This window comes from Fontimonas sp. FW305-C-3 (assembly GCF_058783185.1).
On the sequence record NZ_JBYSYK010000004.1, the window covers coordinates 552,618 to 574,547 of the forward strand.

The window sequence follows — 21,930 nt, forward strand, 5'->3', positions numbered from 1 at the left end:
AAAACCATGAAGCGCCTGAAACCGATGGATGCCGCCTGGCTGTATGTCGATACGGTCGACACGCCGATGCAGGTCGCATGCATGGCCATTTTCTCGATCCCGGATGACGCGCCGGAAGGCTTCCTGCGTTCGCTCGTTGCGCAGATGCGCTCGGTGCAGACCTTCGCTTCGCCGTTCAACCTGAAGCTGCACTCGCCCAAGGCCAAAGCCTTCGTGCCGGCCTGGGTCGAGGACTACAAGATCGATCTCGATTACCACCTGCGCCACTCCGCGCTGCCGGCGCCCGGCGGCGAACGCGAGCTGGGCATCCTGGTGTCGCGCCTGCATTCGCACCCGCTGGATTTCAACCGGCCGCTGTGGGAGATGCATGTCATCGAAGGCCTGGAACACAACCGCTTCGCGCTGTACTTGAAGATGCATCACTCGCTGGTCGATGGCGTCGGCGGCATGCGCATGCTGCAACGCATGCTGTCGGCCGATCCCAAGAGCATGTCGCTGTCGCCGCCGTGGGCCGTGGGTTCGGGTGCCGGGCGCCTGGGCAGCGGCAAGGGAGCCAAGACGCCCAGGGAGCAAATGCAGGTGCTGGCCGAAGCGGCGCGTGCGCAGTTCGAGATTGCGCCGACGGTGGCCAAGGCCCTGGGGCATGTCCTGCGCAACTCGGTGCGCTCGACCGATCCGGCGGAAGGCATGCCGTTCAGTGGCCCGCGTTCGGCGCTCAACGCCAAGGTCTCGGCGCAGCGTCGCTTTGCGACGCAGCACTACAGCCTCGAGCGCGTGCGTGCGGTGGCGAAGGCCGCCGATGTCAGCATCAACGATGTGTTTCTCGGACTCTGCGCTTCGGCGCTGCGCCGCTACCTGGTCGAGATCAACGCGCTGCCGGACAAGCCGCTGACCGCCGGCGTGCCGGTCTCGGTGCGCCCGGCCGACGATCAGAATGCCGGCAACGCAATCAGCTTCATCATCGCCAACCTCAATACGCACCTCGGCGATCCGCTGCAGCGCCTGCGTGCGATCCGCGAGTCGACGCAGATCGCCAAGGAACATCTGCAGGCGCTGCCCAAGGCCGGCATCGACAGCTACACGATGATCTACATGGCGCCGTTCATCCTGCAGCTGATCGCCGGACTCGGCGGCAGGCTCAAGCCGATGTTCAACGTGACGATCTCCAATGTGCCGGGGCCGGACCGCACGCTGTACTTCAATGGCGCGCGCATGGAGCAGATCTATCCGGTGTCGTTGCTGATGCACGGTCAGGCGCTCAACATCACCTCGGTCAGCTACGCCGGCCAGTTCAATATCGGCTTCACCGGTTGCCGCGACGCGCTGCCCAGCGTGCAGCGCATGGCGGTACACACCGGCGAGGCGCTGGAAGAACTCGAAGAGCTGCTCGGCATCGCCAAGCCGCGCGTGCCGGCAGCGGTGCCGGCAAAGAAGGCAGCGAAGAAAGCAGCCGGCAAGCGCAAGCGCGCATAGTTTCGTAGCCCGGATGCAATCCGGGATCTGCGCGCCCCCGAGCCAAAAGCCCCGGATTGCATCCGGGCTACGGCTTGTTCAATCCGCCGGCAGGATCGCGGGATTCCAGGCCACTTCCCAGAGGTGCTGGTCGGGATCCTGGAAGTAGCCGGCATAGCCGCCGTAGAAGGTTTCAGCGGCCGGCTTGGCGATGCGCGCACCGGCCGCGCGGGCCTGCGCCATGACTTCATCGACTTCGGCGCGTGAGCGCACGTTGTGGGCCAGCGAGATCGCGCCCGCGGTGGGAATTTTCACGCCGCTGTCATGCGCCAGACTCGCGCGCGGCCACAGGGCGAGCTTCAATCCACCGCTCAGTTCGATGAAAACGACCGCGCCGTGCTCGAATTCGGTGCCGACGATGCCAGGCGTCGGCAGGCCCAGTCCATCGCGGTAAAACCGCAACGCGCGTTCGAGATCGTCGACGGCGAGGGTGATCAGGGTGATGCGTGGTTTCATGGCTTCTGCATCCTCGAAGCGGAAGGCATGAAGTTTCCCGCTGCAAGCTGTCTGCAGCCTGATCCTCTGGGTTTCAGGAGCCCCAGAGATGCAGGCCGTACTTCCAGTAGCCCTGGACGTTGTTCAGGCGCGCGTCGACATCGGCCGGCATCGGCAGCACTTCGCCTTCGAGCAGCGGGATGAGGAACGGCGCCAGCGCCGCGCCGCCGCCACCGCTGATGACGATGGCGTCGAGATCCCAGTCGTCGGCCCACAGGCGGTTCACTTCCTGGGCGACGCGCGTCGCGAGCTGCTGGAAGGCCTGCTGGACGAAGCCGGTCAGGTCGTAGCGCTTGCCCTTGATCTTGATCGTGCCCTTGGATACGCCTTCATAGAGGCGATACAGCTCGATGGCGACGCCGCTCTTTTCCTGCAGCAGGTTGGCGATCGCGTTATAGGCGACCGCGATGCCGGAATCCGAGGACTGGCTGCCGCGTTCCGAATAGCGCGTCTTGTCGCTGATCGTGTAGTCGGCGGTGCGGAAGCCGACGTCGATGATGCCGATCTTCTCGCTGATGAAGCGCTGGCTCGCCGGCTTGCCGATGTCGTTGAGCATCAGGTTGAACATCGAACCGAACGGCTGCGGGATGACGCGCACGCGGTCGATGTTGATGACTTTCTCCTCGCGCTCGACGGTGCCCGGCTTGACGACGGTGATCGTGTGGCGGCCCTGCAGCAATGTCGCCAGTGGGTCCTTGTACTTGCGGAAGAAATTGACCGGCAGGCCGGTGACCAGACGCACCGGATCGCCGCTTTCGACGAAGGGCGTCAGCGCGGCAAGCGCGAGCGTCTTGGCGTACTGCGTCATGAACTGGCTTTGGTCCAGCGTGAATCCGCGGCCGCGCGACTGCTGCTCGGCGAGTTCACCGACGAAGTAGGACTGGTTGCCGATGCTGATGTGGCGCGGGAACTGCGGCACGCCCGGCAGCAGGCTTTCGCCGAACTGCGCTTCGTTGGCTTCGCCGACGACCGACTTGAAGACCTGAAACTGCTTGCCATCCGTGGCCTTGGTGTAACCGAAGCCGATATCCGTGCCGAGCACCTTCACGGTGGTCTCCCCTCTGAGTGCCAGTGATTGCCTGCGTCAGTGCCGACTTGGCCTGAGTCGGCGCAAGTTTCCAGCATGCGCCCGCAAAAAACAAAGCGCGCGGCTAGAAGAAGCCATCCAGCGTGGCGGCCGGATCGAGCTGCTGGACGTTGCGGCGCTCGACCAGATTGAGCACGGTGCCGGCCGGATCGACCAGCGTCAGCGACGGCTCGCCCTGGTTGTACGGGCGGATCGGCCCGAGTGGCGGAATATTGCGCCGCTGCAGTTCGGCATGCCAGGCGTTGACGTCATCGACCTCGACCACGAGGCTCAGGCCGCGGGTCTGCGTCGTGTGCGGGAATACCGGCAGCTGGCCATCCGGGTTGTGCTGGATGAAGCCCAGCTCGTGCTGCATGAAGCCCAGATGCAGGTACCAGGGATTGCGGAACATGACCTTGGCATCGAAGGCGGCGACATAAAAACGCTCGCAATCGTTCAGCGCGCTTGTCGTGATGACCGGATACCAGGCACTCATACCGAAGCCTGCGACAGATGGGCCAGGGCGGCGCCATGCTGTTCCCAGTTCTGGCCGTCGAAATCCTCGTACTCGACGCCGACGACCGTCGAGCGGTCGAGGCAGCGCAGGTTGACCGAGAAACCGTCCGGGTTCGAGCGCGGCACGTAGTAGGACTTGATGCCGCAGACCGAGCAGAACAGGTGGCGGGCGACGCCGGTGTTGAAGCGGTAGTCGCTGAGGCTTTCGGCGCCCTGGATCAGCTGGAAATCCGCTGCCGGGACGATCAGGTGTTCAAAGCCGGTCAGCTGGCACATCGAGCAGTTGCAGCGCTGGACCCGCAGCCGAGCCGGCGCCTGGACCTCGAAGCGGACCCGGCCGCAGTGACAGCCGCCGGTGTGGCGAATCTTTTGGGTGACGCCGTCCATCTCGTGCTGACCCCCGCCGTTTGCGGGATTTCCCGCAAAATCGTGCATCTATCGTGCGGTTCCGGGCCATTTGGCGCAAGCGATGCGATTACAATTCCGGCATGACTCTGCGATTCACCAAGATGCACGGCGCCGGCAATGATTTCGTCGTCATCGATGCCACCCGCGAGCCGTTCCGGCCGACGCCGGCACTGCTCGGGCGGCTGGCCGACCGCCGGTTTGGCGTCGGTTGCGACCAGGTCCTGGTGATCGAGCCGGCCTCGGCGCCGGATGTCGATTTCAACTACCGCATCTTCAATGCCGACGGCTCGGAATCCGGCCAGTGCGGCAACGGTTCGCGGGCGCTGGCGCGTTACGTGCGCGAGAACGGCCTGTCGGACAAGGACAGCATCCGCGTGCGCACCTCGACCTCGGTGCTCGAGCTGCGCCATGTCGGCGGCGAGCGTTACACCGTCAACATGGGCGCGCCGCGGCTGGCCGCGGCGGAAATCCCGTTTATGCCTGCGCAGGCGGGCACCGCCACGGCTTATGCGCTGACGCTGGAAGGCGGCGAAACCGTCGAGTTCGGCGTCGCCAACATGGGCAATCCGCATGCCGTGCTGCGGGTCGACGATGTCGACACCGCGCCGGTCGAGCGCCTCGGCCGGGCGCTGCAGGCGCATCCGGCGTTTCCGCAGAGCGTCAATGTCGGCTTCCTGCAGGTGCTCGCCGCGGATCGCGCGCGGCTGCGCGTTTACGAGCGCGGGGTCGGCGAGACCCTGGCCTGCGGCAGCGGCGCGTGCGCGGCGGCCGTTGTCGGCCAGCTGCAGGGACTGTTCGGCCAGCGGGTGGACATCGAGATGCGCGGCGGGATGCTGAGCATCGAGTGGCAGGGGGCGGGTGCGCCGGTATTGATGACCGGGCCTGCGGTTAGTGTATTTACTGGGGAAATCGAGTGGCCGAACTGACCGCGACCAAGGATGACGCGAAGGATGAATTGCCGGCGCCCAAGCTCAATGAGCGCGAGGTCGTGGCCTATCTGCGCCATTCGCCGGATTTTCTGACCCGCCACCCGGAGCTGCTCGATGCGATCGAACTGCGCCACAAGGCCGGTTCGGCGGTCTCGCTGATCGAAAAGCAGGTCGACCTGCTGCGGGCCAAGAACCAGCGCCTGGAAAGCCGGCTCGAGCGGCTGATCGAGACCGCCCGCGAGAACGAACACCGTGCCGAGAACGTCCTCAAGCTGGCGCGTACGCTGATCCGCGCGCCGTCGCTGGCGGCGGTGGCGGCCGGCCTCGCCAAATGCATGCGCGAGGATTTCGGCATCGAGGAAGTCTTCATCGGCGTCTCGGCGGCGCAGTTCAAGCGCCACGACATCCCGGGGGTCGTTTCAGTCGAGCCGGACGGCAAGATTGCCCGTGGCTTCGAGAACTTCTTCCGCACCCGCCTGATCGAGTGCGGGCCGATGGCTGAAGACAAGACGCTGCTGCTGTTTCCCAAGCAGGAAAAGCCGGTGCTGTCGGTGGCGATCGTGCCGCTGGAGAAGGAGCGCAGCCTCGGCATGCTGGCGCTGGGCAGCAGCGACGCGGAGCGTTTCCAGCCCCGGCAGGGCAAGCTGTTCCTCGAGCTGACGGCGGATATGGTCGCGGCCGCGGTACGCGCCCGCATCTGATGAGGAAGGCCCCGGCAGCGGCCGCAGCGGAGCCGGAACCGCCGGCCTTCCTGCCGCCGCTGATCGACGAGTACGTCGAGCTGCTGCGCCATCACAAGCGTTACTCGCCGAATACCTGCGACGCCACGCGGCGCGATCTGGGCACGTTTGGCCGCTATTGCGCGCAAGCCCGCATCAGCGCGCTGAACCAGATCGATCTGCATACGGTGCGCGGCTTCGTCGCCTCGCGGAACCGCGCCGGCAGTCAGCCGGCCAGCCTGCAGCGCTACCTGTCGACCTTGCGCGGATTCTTCAAGCACCAGCTGCGCGAGGACCGGGTCGTCGCCAATCCGGCGCAGACCGTGCGGGCGCCCAAGCTGCGGCGCAAGCTGCCGGGCGTCATCGGCGCCGACGTGCTCAATGCGGCGCTGAACCAGCCGCCGGAAGACGGCCTGATGTCGCGCGACCAGTGCATGGTCGAGCTGTTCTACTCGACCGGCCTGCGACTTGCCGAACTGCAGGGCCTCGATGCCGCCGATGTCAGCGGCGGGCAGAGCGAGATCACGATCACCGGCAAGGGCCGCAAGCAGCGCATCGTCATGATCGGCGCCCCGGCGCGGGCCGCACTGGACCGCTGGCTGGCGCAGCGCGGCGACTACGCTGCGGCTGACGAGCCGGCGCTGTTCGTTTCGACCCGCGGCGGCCGCCTGTCGCGCGGGACGATCGGCAGCCGGCTCAAGGAATGGGCGCAGCGCGTCGGCCTGGGCGTGCATCTGCATCCGCACCGGCTGCGCCATTCGTTCGCGACCCACGTGCTGGAGTCCAGCGGCGATCTGCGCGCGGTACAGGAATTGCTGGGCCATGCCCATCTGTCGACGACGCAGATCTACACCCATCTCGACTGGAAGCGACTGGCCGCGGTTTATGACGAGGCGCATCCGCGGGCCAAGCGGCGGGAAGAGGGCTGAGCTTGCGTTGTGCAAGAAACTTACTAGCGCATTTATGTTGAGCAACCAGTAATATCGCGACCGCCGCCCGAAACGGGCGGGCGCTACAGTGTTTTCCCCGGAGTGTGTTTTGACGAATCGTTTGATGGCCGCCGCAATCAAGCCGGCCCTGGCCGCGGTTTTGGTGCTGAGCCTGGGGCTGACGGCCTGCAACCGGCCCGCTCCGGAAGACTCCAGCACCAGCGTGCCTTCCGACATGGCCGCACCGACCGCGGCGCCGGTGCCCTCGTCGGTCGAAGCGGCCGCCGACAGCGCGGCCATTCCCGAGATCTGCACCCAGGACTGCGGCGACGGCGTCGTCGCGACGATCCAGTGCACCGACGGCCAGACCCCGATCTGCGACTGCAATGCCGAGCCCAAGGCGCATTGCGCCAGCCCGGCGGCCCCGGCACCGGCCGAGACCGGCACCCCGTAAATCCCGCTGCCTGGCGGGTCCGGAAAAGGGCGCCTCGGGCGTCCTTTTTTGTGGCCGATCGGCTTGAATTGGCGCGCCCAAGGCCCCACCTGAGACAGCAGTAGCGGTGCCCAGGCGCCGCCCTCCTCAGCAAGGAAAAGGCACCCCATGAAGCAATTCGACGGCACGACAATCCTGTGCGTGCGGCGCGGCAATCAGGTCGCGATGTGCGGCGACGGCCAGGTCTCCCTCGACAAGACCCGCATCAAGGGCAACGCGCGCAAGGTGCGCCGGCTCTACAACGACAAGGTCATCGCCGGCTTTGCCGGCGGCACGGCGGATGCGTTTACGCTGTTCGAGCGGTTTGAAGGCAAGCTCGAAAAGCATGGCGGTCAGCTGGTGCGCGCCGCGGTCGAAATGGCCAAGGACTGGCGCACCGATCGCTATCTGCGCCGGCTCGAGGCATTGCTGCTGGTCGCCGACCGCGAAGCGTCGTTGATGGTCACCGGCAATGGCGATGTCATGGAGCCCGAGGCGCACGGCGTGCTGGCGATCGGCTCCGGCGGCTCGTTCGCGCAGGCCGCGGCTCGCGCGCTGGTCGAGAACACCGACATGGACGCGCGGACGATTGCCGAGAAGTCGCTGCACATCGCCGCCGACATCTGCATCTACACCAATCACAGCCTGACGCTGGAAACGATCGAATTCTGAGCATGAGCACCGCAAGCCCAAGCAATGCCGAGCAGTCCAAGGTCACGATGACGCCGCGTGAAATCGTCGGCGAGCTCGATCGCCACATCGTCGGTCAGGCCGCCGCCAAGCGCGCGGTCGCGATCGCGCTGCGCAATCGCTGGCGCCGCATGCAGATCGACGGCCAGATCCGCACCGAGATCCATCCGAAGAACATCCTGATGATCGGCCCGACCGGCGTCGGCAAGACCGAGATCGCGCGACGTCTGGCGAAGCTTGCCAACGCGCCGTTCGTCAAGGTCGAAGCGACCAAGTTCACCGAGGTCGGCTATGTCGGCAAGGACGTCGACACCATCATCCGCGACCTGATCGAGGTCTCGGTCAAGCTCACCCGCGAGCAGGCGACGCGCACGGTGCGCAGCCGCGCCGAACTGGCCGCCGAGGAGCGCGTGCTCGATGTGCTGTTGCCGCCGCCGAAGGATTTCGGCGAAGCCAGCACCCAGCGTCAGAGCGAGACCGGCGCCGCGCGGCAGGTGTTCCGCAAGCAGCTGCGCGAGGGCAAGCTCGACGACAAGGAAATCGAGCTCAAGCTGGCGCAGCCGAACGCCAAGATGGAGCTGATGGGGCCGCCGGGCATGGAAGAAATGACCCAGCAGCTGCAGAGCATGTTCGCCAACATGGGGCAGGGTCAGGCCAAGACCCGCAAGCTCAAGATTCGCGATGCGCTGAACCAGCTGACCGACGAGGAAGCCGCCAAGCTGGTCGACGAGGATGCGATCCGCACCGAAGCGCTGCGCAATGCCGAGGAAAACGGCATCGTCTTCATCGATGAGCTCGACAAGGTCTGCAAGCGCGGCGAATACGCCGGCGCGGATGTCTCGCGCGAAGGCGTTCAGCGCGACCTGCTGCCGCTGATCGAAGGCTGTACGGTCAGCACCAAGTACGGCACGGTCAAGACAGATCATGTGCTGTTCATTGCGTCCGGCGCCTTCCATCTGGCCAAGCCGTCCGACCTGATCCCGGAGCTGCAGGGTCGCCTGCCGATCCGCGTCGAACTCGACGCGTTGAAGGCCGACGACTTCCTGCGCATCCTCAGCGAACCGAACTACTCGCTGACCGAACAGTATCGCGCGCTGATGCAGACCGAGCAGGTCGAGGTTTCGTTTGCCGATGACGGCCTCAAGCGCATCGCCGAGATCGCCTGGCAGGTCAACGAGCGCACCGAGAACATCGGCGCGCGGCGGCTGCATACGGTCATGGAGCGGCTGATGGAGGACGTTGCCTTTGACGCGCCGGACCGTTCCGGCACGACGCTGAGCATCGATGCCGAGTACGTCAACAAGAAATTGTCGGCGCTGGCCGGCGACGACGACCTCAGCCGCTATATCCTGTAACGATGAACCACGCCGCACCGACCTCGATCCATCTGCACCGCAAGTCCCGCCTGCTTGAGCTCGGCTGGGCCGACGGCACTCGCTATGAACTGAGCTGCGAGTACCTGCGGGTGTTCTCGCCCAGTGCCGAAGTGCGCGGCCATGGCCAGCTGGAGCCGACGCTGGTCGGCGGCAAGCGCGAGGTCAACATCACGCAGATCGTCCCGGTGGGCCGTTATGCGGTACGCCTGGTCTTCGACGACGGCCACGACACCGGCCTGTACTCCTGGGACGTGTTCCGCGAACTGGGCGAAAAGTACGAGCCCCAGTGGACGCGTTATCTGAGCCGCCTCGAAGAACACGGCATGACCCGCGACAGCACGATCACCAAGCTCAGCGCGCTGCCGCCGGCGCCGAAGAAGTGGACTCCAGGCACGCATTGAGCCCGGCAACGTACGTAGCCCGGGTGAAACCCGGGGATTAAGGGCTCGCAGCAGCGCAAATCTCGGGTTGCACCCGGGCTACAATGATCGTCTCAACCGCTGGCGATCCCATGTCCGAGCAGAAACCAGACCAACCCGGCACGACCCATTTCGGCTACCAGCAGGTGCCGGTCGGGGAGAAGCAGAAGCGCGTGGCCGGCGTGTTCACCTCGGTGGCGCGCAACTACGACGTCATGAACGACCTGATGTCGATGGGCATCCATCGACTGTGGAAGCGCTTCGTCATCGATCTGGCCGGCGTGCGCAGCGGCGAGCGTGTGCTCGACGTGGCTGGCGGCACCGGCGACCTGACCCGCGAGTTCGCCCGCGCAGTCGGTCCGAACGGTCTGGCGGTGTTGTCCGACATCAACGCGGCAATGCTCGGCGAAGGCCGCAGCCGTCTGCTCGACAAGGGCGTCATCGGCGTGCCACTCGCGCAGGCCAATGCCGAGAAGCTGCCGTTCGCCGAAGGCACGTTCGACTGCATCACGATCGGTTTCGGTCTGCGCAATGTCACCGACAAGGACGCCGCGCTGCGTTCGATGACGCGCTGCCTCAAGCCCGGTGGGCGCCTGCTGGTGCTGGAATTCTCCAAGCCGCTGTTCGAGCCGCTGTCCAAGGTCTACGACCAATACTCCTTCAAGCTGCTGCCGCTGATGGGCCGCTTGGTCGCGAACGATGAGGAGTCGTACCGCTACCTCGCGGAGTCGATCCGCATGCATCCGGACCAGGCCACGCTCAAGGGCATGATGGAGAACGCCGGGCTGTCGCGCGTGCAGGTCTACAACCTCACCGGCGGCATCGTTGCCGTGCATCGCGGGTTCCGTCTGTGAGTGCACCGGCGTTGCTGTGCGGCGCGGTCGAGGTCGCGCTGAATCGTTTCCTCGCGCTGGAAGACAGCGCGCTCAAGGAATGCGCGCAGCTGAGTCCGCGCGTCATCGAGCTGCGCACGCAGGCGCCGGACTGGTCGTTCTTCATCGAGTTTCACGGCGGCGGCGTGCGCGTTGCGCCCGAGTGCGATCGCGCGGCCGAAGTCCGCGTCAGCGGACGCATGAGCAATCTGATGAAGCTGGCCTGGACCGTCGCCCAGAGCGGCGGCGATACCGGCGTGCCGCAGGGATTGCAGGTCGATGGCGATGTCGAGCTGCTGCTGCGCTTCAATCGTCTGCTCGCGCGCATCGGCTTCGATCCGGAAGAGTTTGCCGCAAGGATCGTCGGCGACGCGGCCGGGCATCGTCTGACGCAAGGTCTGCGCGGACTGCTGAGCTGGGGCCAGCGCACGGTCAGCACGTTGGGCCTGGATTCCGCCGAATACCTGCGCGAAGAAACCCGCGATCTCGCGCGTGGCGTCGACGCCGAGGAATGGGCCGAATCGGTCGACCGCCTGCGTGACGACGTGGCGCGCTTCGAAGTGCGCCTGCAGCGTCTGGAACGGCAGGTGCAGGCATGAGTGCCAATCATCTGAGCCTGTCGCGTCTGCGTCGCGTCTGGCAGATTCGCGGCGTCGTCAATCGTTACGGGCTGCGCGAGTTTTTAGACCCGAAGAAAGCCGGCAGTGATCCGCGCCCGCGCGGCGAGCGTCTGCGCCTGGCGTTGCAGGATCTCGGGCCGGTGTTCGTCAAGTTCGGCCAGGCCCTGTCGACGCGGCCTGATCTGGTGCCGCCGGACATCGCGCTGGAGCTGACAAAGCTGCAGGATCAGGTGGCGCCGTTCGACGGCGCCGTCGCGCAGGCGATCATCGAGCAGGAACTGGAACGGCCGATCGCAGCCATGTTCAGCGAATTCGATCCGGTGCCGCTGGCGTCCGCATCGGTCGCGCAGGTGCACACCGCGCGGCTGCTGCCGGCGGAGGACGGTACGCCGGGGCTCGAGGTCGTCGTCAAGGTGCTGCGCCCTGGCGTCGAGGCGGTCATGCAGGGCGACATCGAACTGCTGCACACGCTCGCCGCGCTGGCCGAGCGCTTCTCCGCGGTTGCGCGCCGCCTGCGTCCGCGCGAGGTCGTTGCCGAGTACGAGAAGGTGCTGCTCGACGAACTGGATCTGATGCGCGAGGGTGCCAACTGCGCGCTGCTGCGCCGCAACTGGCTCGGTTCGGAACTGATCTATCACCCGCTGGTGTACTGGGACTTCACGCGCACGCGCGTGCTGGTCATGGAGCGCATCCGCGGCATCTCGATCCGCGAGCTGGGACATCTGCGCGAGCTGGGCGTGGACTTCGAAGTGCTGTCCGAACGCGGCGTCGAGATCTTTTTCCAGCAGACCTTCCGCGACAATTTCTTCCACGCCGACATGCATCCCGGCAACATCTTCGTGGATGCCAGCAATCCTTTGAGGCCGAGCTACATGGCGGTGGATTTCGGCATCGTCGGCCAGCTGACGCCGTCCGATCAGCGCTATCTCGCCGAGAACTTCTACGCTTTCTTCCATCGCGACTACCGGCGCATTGCCGAGCTGCATGTGGAGAGCGAGTGGATTCCGGCAGACACCCGCGTCGAGGAATTCGAGGCGGCGATCCGCACGGTCTGCGAGCCGATCTTCCAGCGTCCGCTGCGGGAGATTTCCTTCGGTTTCTTCCTCGTGCGCCTGTTCCAGATCGCGCGACGCTTCAACTACCAGGTGCAGCCGCAGCTGGTGTTGCTGCAGAAGACCTTGTTGCAGATCGAGGGCCTGGGGCGCCAGCTCAATCCGGATCTCGATCTGTGGAAGACCGCCAAGCCGATCATGGAAGACTGGATGAAGCGGCGCCTGAGCCCGGCCGCGGCGCTGGAGCGCATGCGCGCGAATCTTCCGACCATGGCAGACGCGCTGCCGCAGCTCGCGCAGCATCTGCTGCGCCAGGCCGCGCAGGGTGAAAAAGGCGGTGCGGTCAATCGCCGCGATCTGGCCGTGCTGCGCGAGGAGATGCGAGTCAATGCGCAGCGGCAGCTGCGCATGACGGCTGCCGCAGCGCTCGCGTTCTGCGCGGCGCTGGTCTATGTGGCCGGCAAGGGTTGGAGCGTGGGCGGTGCGCCGGTGCTGAGCCTGGCGCTCGCCGCCGGTGCTGTCGCGCTGGGTTTCAGTTCACTGTCGAAACGTTGAGCGCGGCCGGCGGCCGCGGCGTCGACGACTGAGCCGCCGCAGGTTCCGCAGCCGCGGGCATTGCCGCAGGTGCCAGTGAAGTTGCCAGACGCAGGCTGACCGGCTGGATCAGCAGGCGCTGCTCGGTGCGACGGATCAGCTGCGACGGTGTGACCAGCTCGACACCGAGCGAAGCCAGCTTCGGCAGCATCTCGCGCAATACCTGCAGGGTTTCCGGATACGGATGGCCGATCGCCAGCGCGCCGCCGGTCTGATGCGCCATGCGCACCAGTTTCATGAACTGCCCGCGCGAAATCTCGACACCGCGCTCGTGGTCGAGAAAAACCTTGCGCCGCGTTGCCGGAATTCCGTAAGCGCGCGCCATCGGATAGGCGACGCTGCTGCCGCTGGTCATGCTGTCGACGAAGAAGCGGATGCCGTGCGCCGACAGCTCACGCATCAGCCAATGCATCGTGCCGCGGCTGGAGGTGGTCAGGCTGCCCTGGTGGTTGTTGACGCCGCTGACATAGGGCACCGAGGCCAGGTAACGCTGGAGCTGGCTGTTGCGGCTCGCCACCGGTAGCTGCGACGAAATCGCCAGCGGGTGGCCATGGCCGCCAACCGGTTCCATCGGCAGATGCAGCAGGATTTCCTTGCCGCTGCGGTGCGCCTGCGTTGCCAGATGTCGCGTGTGCGGCGACTCCGGCAGAAAGGCGCAGGCGATGGCTGCCGGTAGCGCGACGACGGCTTCCCCTTCCTGCAGTCGATCGCCGAGATCGTCGATGACGATGCTGATCGGCACCATGGTCGCCGTGGTGGCCACCTCCGCCGCGACTGCGGCGGTGGTGGTCATCATCAGCGCCAGCACTCCCCCCGAGAGCTGGCGCCACATCGTCAGTTACTGGCCGCCGCTTTCAAGATGACCATGCCCTTGAGCAGGTTGGCCGCTTCATAGAGCGCGTAATCGTTCTTCGCCAGCTCGTTGGCTTCCTTGGCGATCTTCTCGGCTTCGGCACGCTTCTTGATCAGCTCGTCCTTGTGCGCGGCGTCGCCGTTCTCGTTGGCGAGACTCTTGGCCAGATCGGCTTCCGAAATCGGCTCGAACAGATCCTCTTCCTTGCCGTCTTCGTTGGTCGCGATGCGCAGCGGACGGATCGCGATATCCGGCTCGATGCCTTCGGCCTGGATCGAACGGCCGCTCGGCGTGTAGTAGCGCGCCGTGGTGATCTTGATCGCGCCGTCGTTCGACAGCGGCAGGATGGTCTGCACCGAACCCTTGCCGAAGCTGCGGCTGCCGACCAGCACCGCGCGGTGCTGATCCTGCAGCGCTCCGGCGACGATTTCCGAGGCCGAGGCGGAGCCGGCGTTGATCATGACGACCATCGGCTTGCCTTCGAGGATGTCGCCCGAGGTTGCGTCGAATTCGCGGCTGCCCGCGCCGTCGCGGCCGCGGATGCTGACGATCGTGCCCTTCTCGAGGAAGCTGTCGCTGACGCGCACCGCGGCATCGAGCACGCCGCCCGGGTTGTTGCGCAGGTCGAGCACCAGGCCTTTGAACTTGCCCTTGGATTCGCTCTGCAGGCGTTCGAGTTCCTTAACCAGAGCCGGCCCGGTGGCGGTCGTGAAGCTGGAGATGCGCAGGTAACCGATGCCCGGCTCGAGCAGGCGGCCGCGCACGCTGGCGACCTTGATCACGGCGCGTTCGAGCTTGAGTACCTTGGGAGCCGGCTCGCCTTCGCGGACCAGGGTGATTTCGATCTTGGTGCCCGGATCGCCGCGCATCTTGTCGACCGCGTCGCTGAGGGTCAGGCCCTTCACCGGCGTGTCGTCGATTTTGATGATCAGATCGCCGGCCATGACGCCGGCCTTGGCGGCGGGCGTGTCGTCGATCGGCGAGACGACTTTGACGAAGCCGTCCTGCATCTGCACTTCAATGCCCAGACCGCCGAACTTGCCGGTGGTGGCGATGTTCATGTCCTTGAACTCTTCCTTGTCGAGGAAGGACGAGTGCGGATCGAGCCCGGACAACATGCCGCGCACGGCGTTCTCGAGCAGGGTCTTGTCGTCGACCGGCTCGACGTAATCGGTTTTGACCCGATTGAGAATCTCCACAAAGGTCTGCAGATCGCGCACCGGCAAGGAGCTTTCGGGCGCCGGCTTGTCGGCGAGCACGCCGGAGGTGAGGCTGACCGAAGCGCCAATGAGAACACCAGCCGCGAGGGCCAGCGGAACGCGATGAGTGAGAGGCATGGGGAGTTTCAAGGTCCAATCGGGAAATGCGGGGCAGCCAGGGCGCAGCTCGGGAGCGCGACAAGGCACGATAACAAGCCGGGCGCGGCAAGGGTAGGACTCTGTGCCGTGGCGCGGGTTCCGTGGGATGCGGGGCGAGACGGAATTTTGCTGATTATTTGGCCAACCAGCTGGCCGGGTTGATCGGTTCGGTGCCCTTGCGCAGCTCGAAGTAGACCCCGGGTTGCTCGTGGCCGCCGGTGCTGCCGGCCTTGGCGATCGTCTCGCCGGCGCTGATGTCGTCGCCGACCGCGACGGCCGCCGATTCGGCATGGCCGTAGAGGCTGTAGTAGCCGCCTTCGTGTTCGATCAGCACGATCAGGCCGTAGCGATGCATCCAGCCGACGTAGACCGCGCGGCCGCGCGCCACGGCGCGGATCGGGTCGCCTTCGCCGGCGCTGATCCAGTGGCCTTTCCAGGTCAGCTTGCCGCCGGGCTTGGGATCGCCGTACGCGGAGATCAGCTTGCCGCGCGCGGGCCAAGGCAGCTTGCCGCGCAGCTTGCCGAACGGCTGGTCGCTGAACTTGGCGTCGGGCGGCAGGTCGGTCAGCTTGCGCTGCAGATTCTTGATCAGATCGCCGATCGAGCGCTCGTCTTCCTTCAGGCGGGCGAGCTCGCTCTTGCTGTTGGTGATGCGCTGGCGCAGTTCGGTCAGGGCTTCGGCACGCTCCTTGCGGGATCCATCCAGGTCGTCAAGGGCTTTTTGCTGCTCGACCTTGAGTTCGGCCAGGCGGGCGATCTCGGCCTGGACTTTCTCTGCGGCGGCCTCGAGCGCGGCAACCCGGGTATGGATGCCGGAAATTGCGGTGGTCTGGGCGCGCTGCAGGTAGTCGTAATAGACCAGCACGCGGCCGACCTTGTTGACGTCGGACTGGTTCAGCAGCAGCTGGGTCTGTCCTTGGCGACCGATGACGTAAGCGGCGCGCAGCTGCTTGCCCAGGCCGCTGTGCAGGCGCGCCAGATCCTTCTGCGAGGCCGCAAGCGCGCTTTCGCCATCGCGGATGCGTGCGCGCTGTTCGTTTTCCTGCTTGGAGAGGGCCTTGATCTGTTTCTTGATCGCCGCGGCGCGGCGCTCGGTTTCTTGCAGTTTGCCGGCGAGGGCGTCGCGCTCGCTGAGGTCGGCCTCGATGGTCTTGGCGACGTCGTCGATCCGCGCCCGCAGCTCGGCCAGCTTCTGCTCCTTGTCCTGGACCCCGGCGGGGGCGGCCAGCGCTGCGCCGACAGGCGCCCAGGCCAGCAGGATGATGAGGAGCTTCAGACGGTTCATGCGATAATGCTAGCCGGAATTTGCCCTGCGAGCTGCACTTGGCGGCTCGATGCGCGTAATGGATCGACGTACAAGTCAATGGATCAACTGATTACTTTCTTCGGCGCACACACCGGCCTGTTCGCCGCACTCGGTGTCGTCATCGTGCTGCTGATCGCCAACGAAGTGCATGGCAACCTCACCGGCGGCAAGCGCCTGACGGTGCCCGAGGCGATCCGCCTGATCAACGACAAGGATCCGATCGTGCTCGATGTGCGCACGCCGGCGGACTTCAAGAAAGGCCATCTGCTCAATGCGCGCAACACGCCGCTGGCCAAGCTCGACGAGCATGTCGGCCAGCTCGCGAAGGACAAGACGCGGCCGCTGCTGATCTACTGCGCGCTCGGCTCGTCGTCCGTCGCGGCCGCCGAGAAGCTGCGCACGCAGGGATTCAGCGAGGCCTATCCGCTGCGCGGCGGCCTCAATGCCTGGATCACCGCCAACATGCCGGTCACGACAAAATGAAAGCGGTGCGCCTGTACAGTGCTGGCTACTGCCCGTTCTGCACCATGGCCAAACGCCTGCTGTCATCCAAGGGCGTGAAGTTTGACGAGCTCGAGGTCGACAAGAATCCCGCGCTCAGAGAAGAGATGGTCCGCATCACCGGCCGCCGTACCGTGCCGCAGATTTTTGTCGGCGATGTGCATGTCGGCGGTTGCGACGACCTGTATGCCCTGAACGCATCGGGCAACCTCGATCCCCTTTTGAACGATCCACCTCAAACCAATAAATCATGAGCAACGACAACACCCAACCGGAAGCTGCGGCAGGCACCGCGGCTGCACCGCAGCGTCAGGTGCTGCTGCAGAAGATCTACGTCAAGGACGCCTCGCTGGAAGTGCCGCTCGCGCCGGAAGTGTTTTCCCGCCAGTGGCAGCCGCAGATCGACGTTCAGGTCAACACCGAAGTCAAAGGCATGGAGAACGACATCTTCCACGTCGTGCTCGCCGTCACCGTGACCGCCAAGCTGGGCAACGACGTTGCGTTTCTCGCCGAAACCCATCAGGCCGGCCTGTTTGCCGTTCGCGGATTCACGTCGAACGAAGACCGCCAGGCGATTCTCGCCGGCTACTGCCCGGGCCTGATCTTCCCGTTCGCGCGTGAAACGATTGCCGATCTGGTTCAGCGCGGCGGCTTCCCGCAGCTGCTGCTGCAGCCGATCAACTTCGAAGCGCTCTACGTCGATCACATCAACAAGACGCGCGAGCAGCAGGCTGCAGCGGCCAAGCACTGAGCGCCGCGCGCCGTGACGACCTCAGCCGGAGGCGAATTGCCGCACTGTGAAATCGGCGTCATCGGCGCCGGATCGTTCGGCACGGCTTTGGCGATTCATCTCGGCCGTCGTGCACCAACACTGCTGTGGGGTCGCGACGCCGAACGTCTCAACGCCATGCAGGCAGCGCGCGAGAATGAGCAATACCTGCCGGCCTGCAGCTTTCCGCTTGCGCTGACCGCGACCGCCGATCTCGCCGCGCTGATCGCAGCCGCGGAAGACCTGTTGATCGCAACGCCGTCGCACACGCTTGGCGGCATGCTCGAAACCCTGGCGCCGATGCTGCGCGCGGGCCAGGGCGTCGTCGTCGCCTGCAAGGGCTTGCAGCCGGGCACGGGTCTGCTGATTCACGAAGTCGTCGACCAGGCGCTGTCGAGTGCTTATCCGATGGCGGTGCTGTCGGGCCCGACCTTTGCCAAGGAACTCGGCATCGGCCTGCCGACCGCGGTGACCATCGCCTCGAATAATCAGGCCTTCGCCGAGAAGATCGTCCAGCGCCTGCATGGCGGCGGGTTCCGCGCCTACTGGAGCGACGATCTGCCCGGTGTCGAGATCGGCGGTGCGGCGAAGAACGTCATGGCGATCGGCGTCGGCATCGCCGACGGTCTGCAGCTCGGCGCCAACACCCGCGCCGCACTGATCACCCGCGGCCTCGCCGAAATCATGCGCCTCGCCGAAGCCCTCGGCGGCCGCGCGGAAACCCTGATGGGTCTGTCCGGCATGGGCGATCTGGTGCTGACCTGCACCGACAATCAATCACGCAACCGCCGGCTCGGCCTACTGCTGGCGCAGGGCAAATCGGTGGCCGATGCGACGACCGAAATCCGTCAGGTTGTCGAAGGCGTGCGCGCGGCGCCGGAAGTGCTTCGCCTCGCGGCGAAGCTGGGCGTGGAGATGCCGATCACCAGCGCGCTCGCAGCCGTGCTTGATGGCCGCATGAGTGCGGTTGAAGCGGTGCGCGCCCTGGCAACGCGACCGGCGAAGGCGGAGACGGCGTAGCCATTGCCTGGTTGCGCCGCGTCAGCAGGCCGGGGCGGAGCTTGAAACTCTGCGCATTTCCTCAGCCGAAAGAGCTTCGATGCGACTATCCGGAAACTGGATTGTCGCGCTGCTATCCGGGTTGATTGTTATCGTCGCTTGCGCACTGCCCGAAGTCAGCCGCACCGATCCACCAGTGAATCCGAAAGACTCTCGGTCGCGGGAGATCCCTTCGAGAGTTTCCACTGAAACGAGCCCGCCCGCGCAATGGCCACTCGTGTAGCGATAGGTTCCCTCAACCGCATATCGATTGTTCTCGTAAGTCTCGATGATCGGTTCGTTGCTGCCGCCGACAACATATTCCAGAAGCTCGCTCTGACTGGTTTCGTTTCTCGACAGGGCATGGGTGTATTTGACTAGCACCGAATCCGTCAGTCGAGTTTCCGACACGGAATATGTCGTGTTCATAGAAAAGTAAACGACCGCCCCAGATGCATCTCTGGTTTCGAAGCGGCGGGAATCCGGATCATCCGCTCGGCCGCGCTGCCCACGCAAGTAGGTCGTTCCATCGTCATCTTGCGAAACCCAGGATTCGAAGACGCTATTGTCGATGGTGACGATGTTGTCGCTGATCTTGTCGGTGCAATCTTCGGCTCGGCTGATCGAGATTGTGACTGCCCGAGTGAGATCAAGAAATTCGAAGCGTTTCGTGGCGGAGTCGGAGGCGACTCGAAACGTACCGCCTTCCTGGCAAACGGCCCCTTCTTCCTTTGCGTGATCGCGGACCGGTACGGCCTGATTCGAATCCCATTTCATGCGGGAGTTCTTTTGCGGCGTTGTGCTTTCCGAAAAGCTAAAGAGCGCAGTGAATCCACCCAAATTGTCCATCTCACGCAATACATCCTCTTTGGTCTCGAGGGGTACCGGACTGGTTGGCGGATCAACGATGAAAGTGTTGCTGCCGTCATTGCTACTGCCATCGTTGCCGCATCCTGAGATTGCGGCGACTGCTGCGAGCGCGGCCAGACTGAATCTGTTCATCGAGTGTTCTCCTCGCAGGGGCTGGTTCATCCGCAGACGACATGCCTGTGCGATGCCGTTGGCCAAAACTTAGACATCGAAGCCACCAAGGCTCTTGAAGCGAGAGGATCTGGGTGATCCGAGGTGCTTAGCTATTCGAGGAAAGAAAATTATCGTGGCCGTATACCGATAACAAGTTATCGACAGCGTAACTTTCCTGTTGCTGTTTGCGCTGCAGGCGAACTCCGGTTCAGCAGCCGCTGCCGTTGTCGAAGATGCTGCGCGCTTCGCTGCTGCTCAGCGTTTCGGTGCTGCCGTCGGGCAACTGCACGGTCGCGCTGCCGTCGAGGTTGATTCGCACGGTGGCCGTGCGGTCGCCGGAGGTCAGGCGCAGTTCGCCGCCGTTGGGGTAGAAGTTGGCGCCGAAGGTCAGCGCACTCGGGGTGGCGACGCGGATGGAGCCGCCTGGGCATTCAGTGCTGATGTACTGGTAGGCGCCGTCGACCGTCACGCGCGTGCCGGCGACGACGATGGTCAGCGGTTCGCCGTTCTGGCCGATCTGCACGGTTGACGAGTAGCCGCTGTAGTCGCTGGATTCGATGTCCACCAGCGCACGCGTTTCTGTCCGTCCGGAACTCAGGGCGGTTTCAATCACGCCGAGTCCGGAGAGTTCGAAGAACTCATTGGTGCCCGGTGTCTCGAAGCGCAGGCTGGCCGGAATGCCGTTGCTGCCCTGGATCTGATATTCGTAGCGGACACCGTCGACCCCGGTCGCTGAATTCCCTTCTTCGGTATCGCCGTCGAACGTGACCGTATCGTTCTGGTCGTCGCCTTCGATCCGGCAGTTGTTCGACGACACGATCGAGAAATCGACGCTGCGGGAGACGTCGAACAACGCGAAATCGCGTTGCGCAGTGCCGGTCTGTTCATCCGCACTGCCGCTGTCGCAGTCGATCGCTGCCTTGCCGGGCTGCTGGATGCGATGGAGGGTTCCACGCGAAGATTTCGCCGCACCGGCGGTGTCGCCCAGCGAAACGAAGTCGACCAGATTGCCCAGTTCGCGCGCCACGTCGGCCTTGCTGCTCAGCGGGGTCGGCGTGTCCAGGCCGCCGTCGCCACCACCGCCGCACGCTGCGAGGATCGGCAAGCAAAACAAGACGGCGGAAAGGGGATGACGGATGGACATGGCGGGGTTCCCCGATGCTCTGACGGCTAAGTGTCCGCCGGATGTTATGCCGGCGCGGTGCTTCCGGCAAAACCCGCCTGCCGCCAGGCCTCGAAAACCGCGACGGCAACCGTATTCGACAGGTTGACGCTGCGACTGCCGGCGCGCATCGGAAGGCAGAGTCGTTGCGACGCTGGTAAGGCCTGGATCACGTCATCTGGCAGTCCGCGCGTTTCGCAACCGAACAGCAGGATGTCGTCGGGTCGATAGCCGACCGTGTCGTAGCGCACGCGGCCGCGGGTACTGAAGGCGAGGACGCGCGAGCCGGGCAGGGTTTCAAGCAGCGCGGCGTAGCTCGAGTGCTCGTGGACGTTGGCCATGTCGTGATAGTCGAGTCCGGCGCGGCGCAGGTTCGCGTCGCTCAGGTCGAAGCCGAGCGGATGGATCAGGTGCAGATGCGCGCCGGTATTGGCGCACAGGCGAATGACGTTGCCGGTGTTCGGCGGAATTTCCGGTTGATAGAGGGCGACGTGGAACATCGGACTCGGCTAAGGGCGATCGGTCCCGCAGGACCAGCAGGATTCGAAGGTTACCGGCGAGCTTTCGCCGCAGCCGCAGGGCCAGTGGCCATGGGCGTGGCGACGTCGCTCGTACTGCTGGAGCAGGGCCTTGGCGCGGTCGTGGTCGCGCGAATCCTGCAGAACCAGCCGCGGGTAGGCGTCGGACGGCAGTTCGCCGCGGCCGCCCCAGAGCGGGGAGCCAAAGACGTCCACATCGATGCCGTGCGACTGCAGATACGAGCGCAGGATTTCAGCTTCGATCGGGTCGGCTGCGGAATAAAGCGTGTCCATAGGGCATTGTAGGGTGCTGCCAGACTTCATTGACAGTCTAAGGGGGCTTGCCTAAGCTGCTGTCCACGAACGCAAAATGGCGGGGAATCTGATGAATGGACTGAAGCTGATTGCAGCCGCTGCGGCGTTCTCGCTGGTGGCGACGAGCGCGATGGCGCAGAGCGGCGTGGACGACGAAGCACCTTCCGCGGGCGCGATGGCGGTTGATCTGATCATTGTGCGGCCGCTGGGGCTGGTTGCCAGCGTGGTGGGCATTGGCCTGTTCATCGTGCAACTGCCGTTTGCGGTGCTGGCCGGCGAGTCGCCGAGCGATCCGGCGAGCCAGCTGGTCAAGGCGCCGCTGGCCTACACCTTCACCCGCCCGCTGGGCGAGATGGAATGATCTGAATCCGGAATTGAAAAACCCGCTGCCAGAGCGATCCGGCAGCGGGTTTTTTGT

Annotated in this window: 27 protein-coding genes; 16 read left to right on the forward strand and 11 right to left on the reverse strand. The window is 64.9% G+C overall.

Annotation, left to right across the window (positions count from 1 at the left end):
• The first annotated feature begins 6 nt into the window (after positions 1 to 6).
• Positions 7 to 1,473, forward strand: a complete 1,467-nt coding sequence (locus tag AC3WUF_RS17835; RefSeq protein ID WP_492428091.1) for a WS/DGAT/MGAT family O-acyltransferase — start codon at positions 7 to 9, stop codon at positions 1,471 to 1,473.
• Between the two features lie 78 nt (positions 1,474 to 1,551).
• Here the strand turns inward: AC3WUF_RS17835 and AC3WUF_RS17840 are convergent, their stop codons facing one another.
• From AC3WUF_RS17840 to AC3WUF_RS17855, 4 genes are all read right to left on the reverse strand, one after another.
• Positions 1,552 to 1,968: a VOC family protein gene (locus AC3WUF_RS17840; protein WP_492428093.1), complete on the reverse strand. Its 417-nt coding sequence runs from the start codon at positions 1,966 to 1,968 to the stop codon at positions 1,552 to 1,554.
• Positions 1,969 to 2,041: 73 nt separating this feature from the next.
• A complete protein-coding gene (locus AC3WUF_RS17845) occupies positions 2,042 to 3,055 on the reverse strand; it encodes a ParM/StbA family protein (protein WP_492428095.1) in 1,014 nt (337 codons plus the stop codon).
• A gap of 103 nt (positions 3,056 to 3,158) precedes the next feature.
• A complete protein-coding gene (locus AC3WUF_RS17850; RefSeq protein ID WP_492428097.1) occupies positions 3,159 to 3,569 on the reverse strand; it encodes a VOC family protein in 411 nt (136 codons plus the stop codon).
• Positions 3,566 to 3,976 carry a GFA family protein gene (locus AC3WUF_RS17855; RefSeq protein ID WP_492428099.1) on the reverse strand — a complete coding sequence of 137 codons (411 nt, stop codon included), beginning with the start codon at positions 3,974 to 3,976 and terminating at the stop codon, positions 3,566 to 3,568. The genes AC3WUF_RS17850 and AC3WUF_RS17855 overlap by 4 nt, the downstream gene beginning before the upstream one ends.
• A 101-nt stretch (positions 3,977 to 4,077) precedes the next feature.
• On the opposite strand from AC3WUF_RS17855, the gene dapF reads away from it, so the two are divergent.
• From dapF to ubiB, 10 genes are all read left to right on the forward strand, one after another.
• A complete protein-coding gene (gene dapF, locus AC3WUF_RS17860; RefSeq protein WP_492428101.1) occupies positions 4,078 to 4,923 on the forward strand; it encodes a diaminopimelate epimerase in 846 nt (281 codons plus the stop codon).
• Positions 4,911 to 5,627 (forward strand): DUF484 family protein, encoded by a 717-nt coding sequence (locus AC3WUF_RS17865; RefSeq protein ID WP_492428103.1) that lies wholly within the window; start codon positions 4,911 to 4,913, stop codon positions 5,625 to 5,627. The genes dapF and AC3WUF_RS17865 overlap by 13 nt, the downstream gene beginning before the upstream one ends.
• Positions 5,627 to 6,574 (forward strand): tyrosine recombinase XerC, encoded by a 948-nt coding sequence (locus tag AC3WUF_RS17870; RefSeq protein WP_492428105.1) that lies wholly within the window; start codon positions 5,627 to 5,629, stop codon positions 6,572 to 6,574. The genes AC3WUF_RS17865 and AC3WUF_RS17870 overlap by 1 nt, the downstream gene beginning before the upstream one ends.
• Before the next feature lie 124 nt (positions 6,575 to 6,698).
• Positions 6,699 to 7,028, forward strand: a complete 330-nt coding sequence (locus AC3WUF_RS17875; protein WP_492428107.1) for a hypothetical protein — start codon at positions 6,699 to 6,701, stop codon at positions 7,026 to 7,028.
• Between the two features lie 147 nt (positions 7,029 to 7,175).
• A complete protein-coding gene (gene hslV / locus AC3WUF_RS17880; RefSeq protein ID WP_492428109.1) occupies positions 7,176 to 7,718 on the forward strand; it encodes an ATP-dependent protease subunit HslV in 543 nt (180 codons plus the stop codon).
• Between the two features lie 47 nt (positions 7,719 to 7,765).
• A complete protein-coding gene (hslU, locus tag AC3WUF_RS17885) occupies positions 7,766 to 9,091 on the forward strand; it encodes an ATP-dependent protease ATPase subunit HslU (protein WP_492428436.1) in 1,326 nt (441 codons plus the stop codon).
• 2 nt (positions 9,092 to 9,093) lie between these two features.
• Positions 9,094 to 9,513, forward strand: a complete 420-nt coding sequence (locus AC3WUF_RS17890; protein ID WP_492428111.1) for a gamma-butyrobetaine hydroxylase family protein — start codon at positions 9,094 to 9,096, stop codon at positions 9,511 to 9,513.
• A gap of 110 nt (positions 9,514 to 9,623) precedes the next feature.
• Entirely contained in the window at positions 9,624 to 10,385 is a 762-nt protein-coding gene (gene ubiE, locus AC3WUF_RS17895; RefSeq protein WP_492428113.1) for a bifunctional demethylmenaquinone methyltransferase/2-methoxy-6-polyprenyl-1,4-benzoquinol methylase UbiE, read from the forward strand.
• Positions 10,382 to 11,002 carry a ubiquinone biosynthesis accessory factor UbiJ gene (locus AC3WUF_RS17900; protein ID WP_492428115.1) on the forward strand — a complete coding sequence of 207 codons (621 nt, stop codon included), beginning with the start codon at positions 10,382 to 10,384 and terminating at the stop codon, positions 11,000 to 11,002. The genes ubiE and AC3WUF_RS17900 overlap by 4 nt, the downstream gene beginning before the upstream one ends.
• Positions 10,999 to 12,630, forward strand: coding sequence for a ubiquinone biosynthesis regulatory protein kinase UbiB (gene ubiB, locus AC3WUF_RS17905; protein ID WP_492428117.1), 1,632 nt, complete (start codon positions 10,999 to 11,001; stop codon positions 12,628 to 12,630). The genes AC3WUF_RS17900 and ubiB overlap by 4 nt, the downstream gene beginning before the upstream one ends.
• On the opposite strand, the gene AC3WUF_RS17910 is transcribed toward ubiB, so the two are convergent.
• From AC3WUF_RS17910 to AC3WUF_RS17920, 3 genes are all read right to left on the reverse strand, one after another.
• Positions 12,608 to 13,465 (reverse strand): divergent polysaccharide deacetylase family protein, encoded by an 858-nt coding sequence (locus tag AC3WUF_RS17910; RefSeq protein ID WP_492428119.1) that lies wholly within the window; start codon positions 13,463 to 13,465, stop codon positions 12,608 to 12,610. The genes ubiB and AC3WUF_RS17910 overlap by 23 nt on opposite strands.
• A gap of 38 nt (positions 13,466 to 13,503) precedes the next feature.
• On the reverse strand, positions 13,504 to 14,859 hold the full coding sequence (locus AC3WUF_RS17915) for a S41 family peptidase (protein ID WP_492428120.1): 1,356 nt from the start codon (positions 14,857 to 14,859) through the stop codon (positions 13,504 to 13,506).
• Positions 14,860 to 15,013: 154 nt separating this feature from the next.
• Positions 15,014 to 16,165, reverse strand: a complete 1,152-nt coding sequence (locus tag AC3WUF_RS17920) for a murein hydrolase activator EnvC family protein (protein WP_492428122.1) — start codon at positions 16,163 to 16,165, stop codon at positions 15,014 to 15,016.
• Between the two features lie 78 nt (positions 16,166 to 16,243).
• Between AC3WUF_RS17920 and AC3WUF_RS17925 the strand changes: the two genes are divergently transcribed.
• The 4 genes from AC3WUF_RS17925 to AC3WUF_RS17940 are packed head-to-tail and all read left to right on the forward strand — an operon-like array spanning position 16,244 to position 18,476.
• Positions 16,244 to 16,669 (forward strand): rhodanese-like domain-containing protein, encoded by a 426-nt coding sequence (locus tag AC3WUF_RS17925; protein WP_492428124.1) that lies wholly within the window; start codon positions 16,244 to 16,246, stop codon positions 16,667 to 16,669.
• Positions 16,666 to 16,941, forward strand: coding sequence for a glutaredoxin 3 (grxC, locus tag AC3WUF_RS17930; protein WP_492428126.1), 276 nt, complete (start codon positions 16,666 to 16,668; stop codon positions 16,939 to 16,941). Before AC3WUF_RS17925 ends, grxC begins: the two co-directional genes overlap by 4 nt.
• The gene (gene secB / locus AC3WUF_RS17935; protein ID WP_492428128.1) at positions 16,938 to 17,438 is read left to right on the forward strand and encodes a protein-export chaperone SecB; all 501 of its coding nucleotides are present in this window, start codon (positions 16,938 to 16,940) and stop codon (positions 17,436 to 17,438) included. Before grxC ends, secB begins: the two co-directional genes overlap by 4 nt.
• 36 nt (positions 17,439 to 17,474) lie before the next feature.
• Entirely contained in the window at positions 17,475 to 18,476 is a 1,002-nt protein-coding gene (locus AC3WUF_RS17940) for an NAD(P)H-dependent glycerol-3-phosphate dehydrogenase (protein WP_492428130.1), read from the forward strand.
• A gap of 21 nt (positions 18,477 to 18,497) precedes the next feature.
• Here AC3WUF_RS17940 and AC3WUF_RS17945 read toward each other — a convergent pair whose 3' ends face one another.
• The 4 genes from AC3WUF_RS17945 to AC3WUF_RS17960 all read right to left on the reverse strand — a co-directional run bounded on the left by AC3WUF_RS17945 (position 18,498) and on the right by AC3WUF_RS17960 (position 21,491).
• Positions 18,498 to 19,496 (reverse strand): hypothetical protein, encoded by a 999-nt coding sequence (locus tag AC3WUF_RS17945; protein WP_492428132.1) that lies wholly within the window; start codon positions 19,494 to 19,496, stop codon positions 18,498 to 18,500.
• A 229-nt stretch (positions 19,497 to 19,725) separates the two neighbouring features.
• Positions 19,726 to 20,622, reverse strand: coding sequence for a hypothetical protein (locus tag AC3WUF_RS17950; RefSeq protein ID WP_492428134.1), 897 nt, complete (start codon positions 20,620 to 20,622; stop codon positions 19,726 to 19,728).
• Between the two features lie 83 nt (positions 20,623 to 20,705).
• The gene (locus tag AC3WUF_RS17955; RefSeq protein WP_492428136.1) at positions 20,706 to 21,179 is read right to left on the reverse strand and encodes a tRNA (cytidine(34)-2'-O)-methyltransferase; all 474 of its coding nucleotides are present in this window, start codon (positions 21,177 to 21,179) and stop codon (positions 20,706 to 20,708) included.
• Between the two features lie 9 nt (positions 21,180 to 21,188).
• Complete coding sequence (locus tag AC3WUF_RS17960; protein ID WP_492428138.1) at positions 21,189 to 21,491, reverse strand: putative signal transducing protein; 303 nt, start codon at positions 21,489 to 21,491, stop codon at positions 21,189 to 21,191.
• Positions 21,492 to 21,582: 91 nt separating this feature from the next.
• On the opposite strand from AC3WUF_RS17960, the gene AC3WUF_RS17965 reads away from it, so the two are divergent.
• Complete coding sequence (locus tag AC3WUF_RS17965; RefSeq protein WP_492428140.1) at positions 21,583 to 21,873, forward strand: hypothetical protein; 291 nt, start codon at positions 21,583 to 21,585, stop codon at positions 21,871 to 21,873.
• The last annotated feature ends 57 nt before the right edge of the window (positions 21,874 to 21,930 follow it).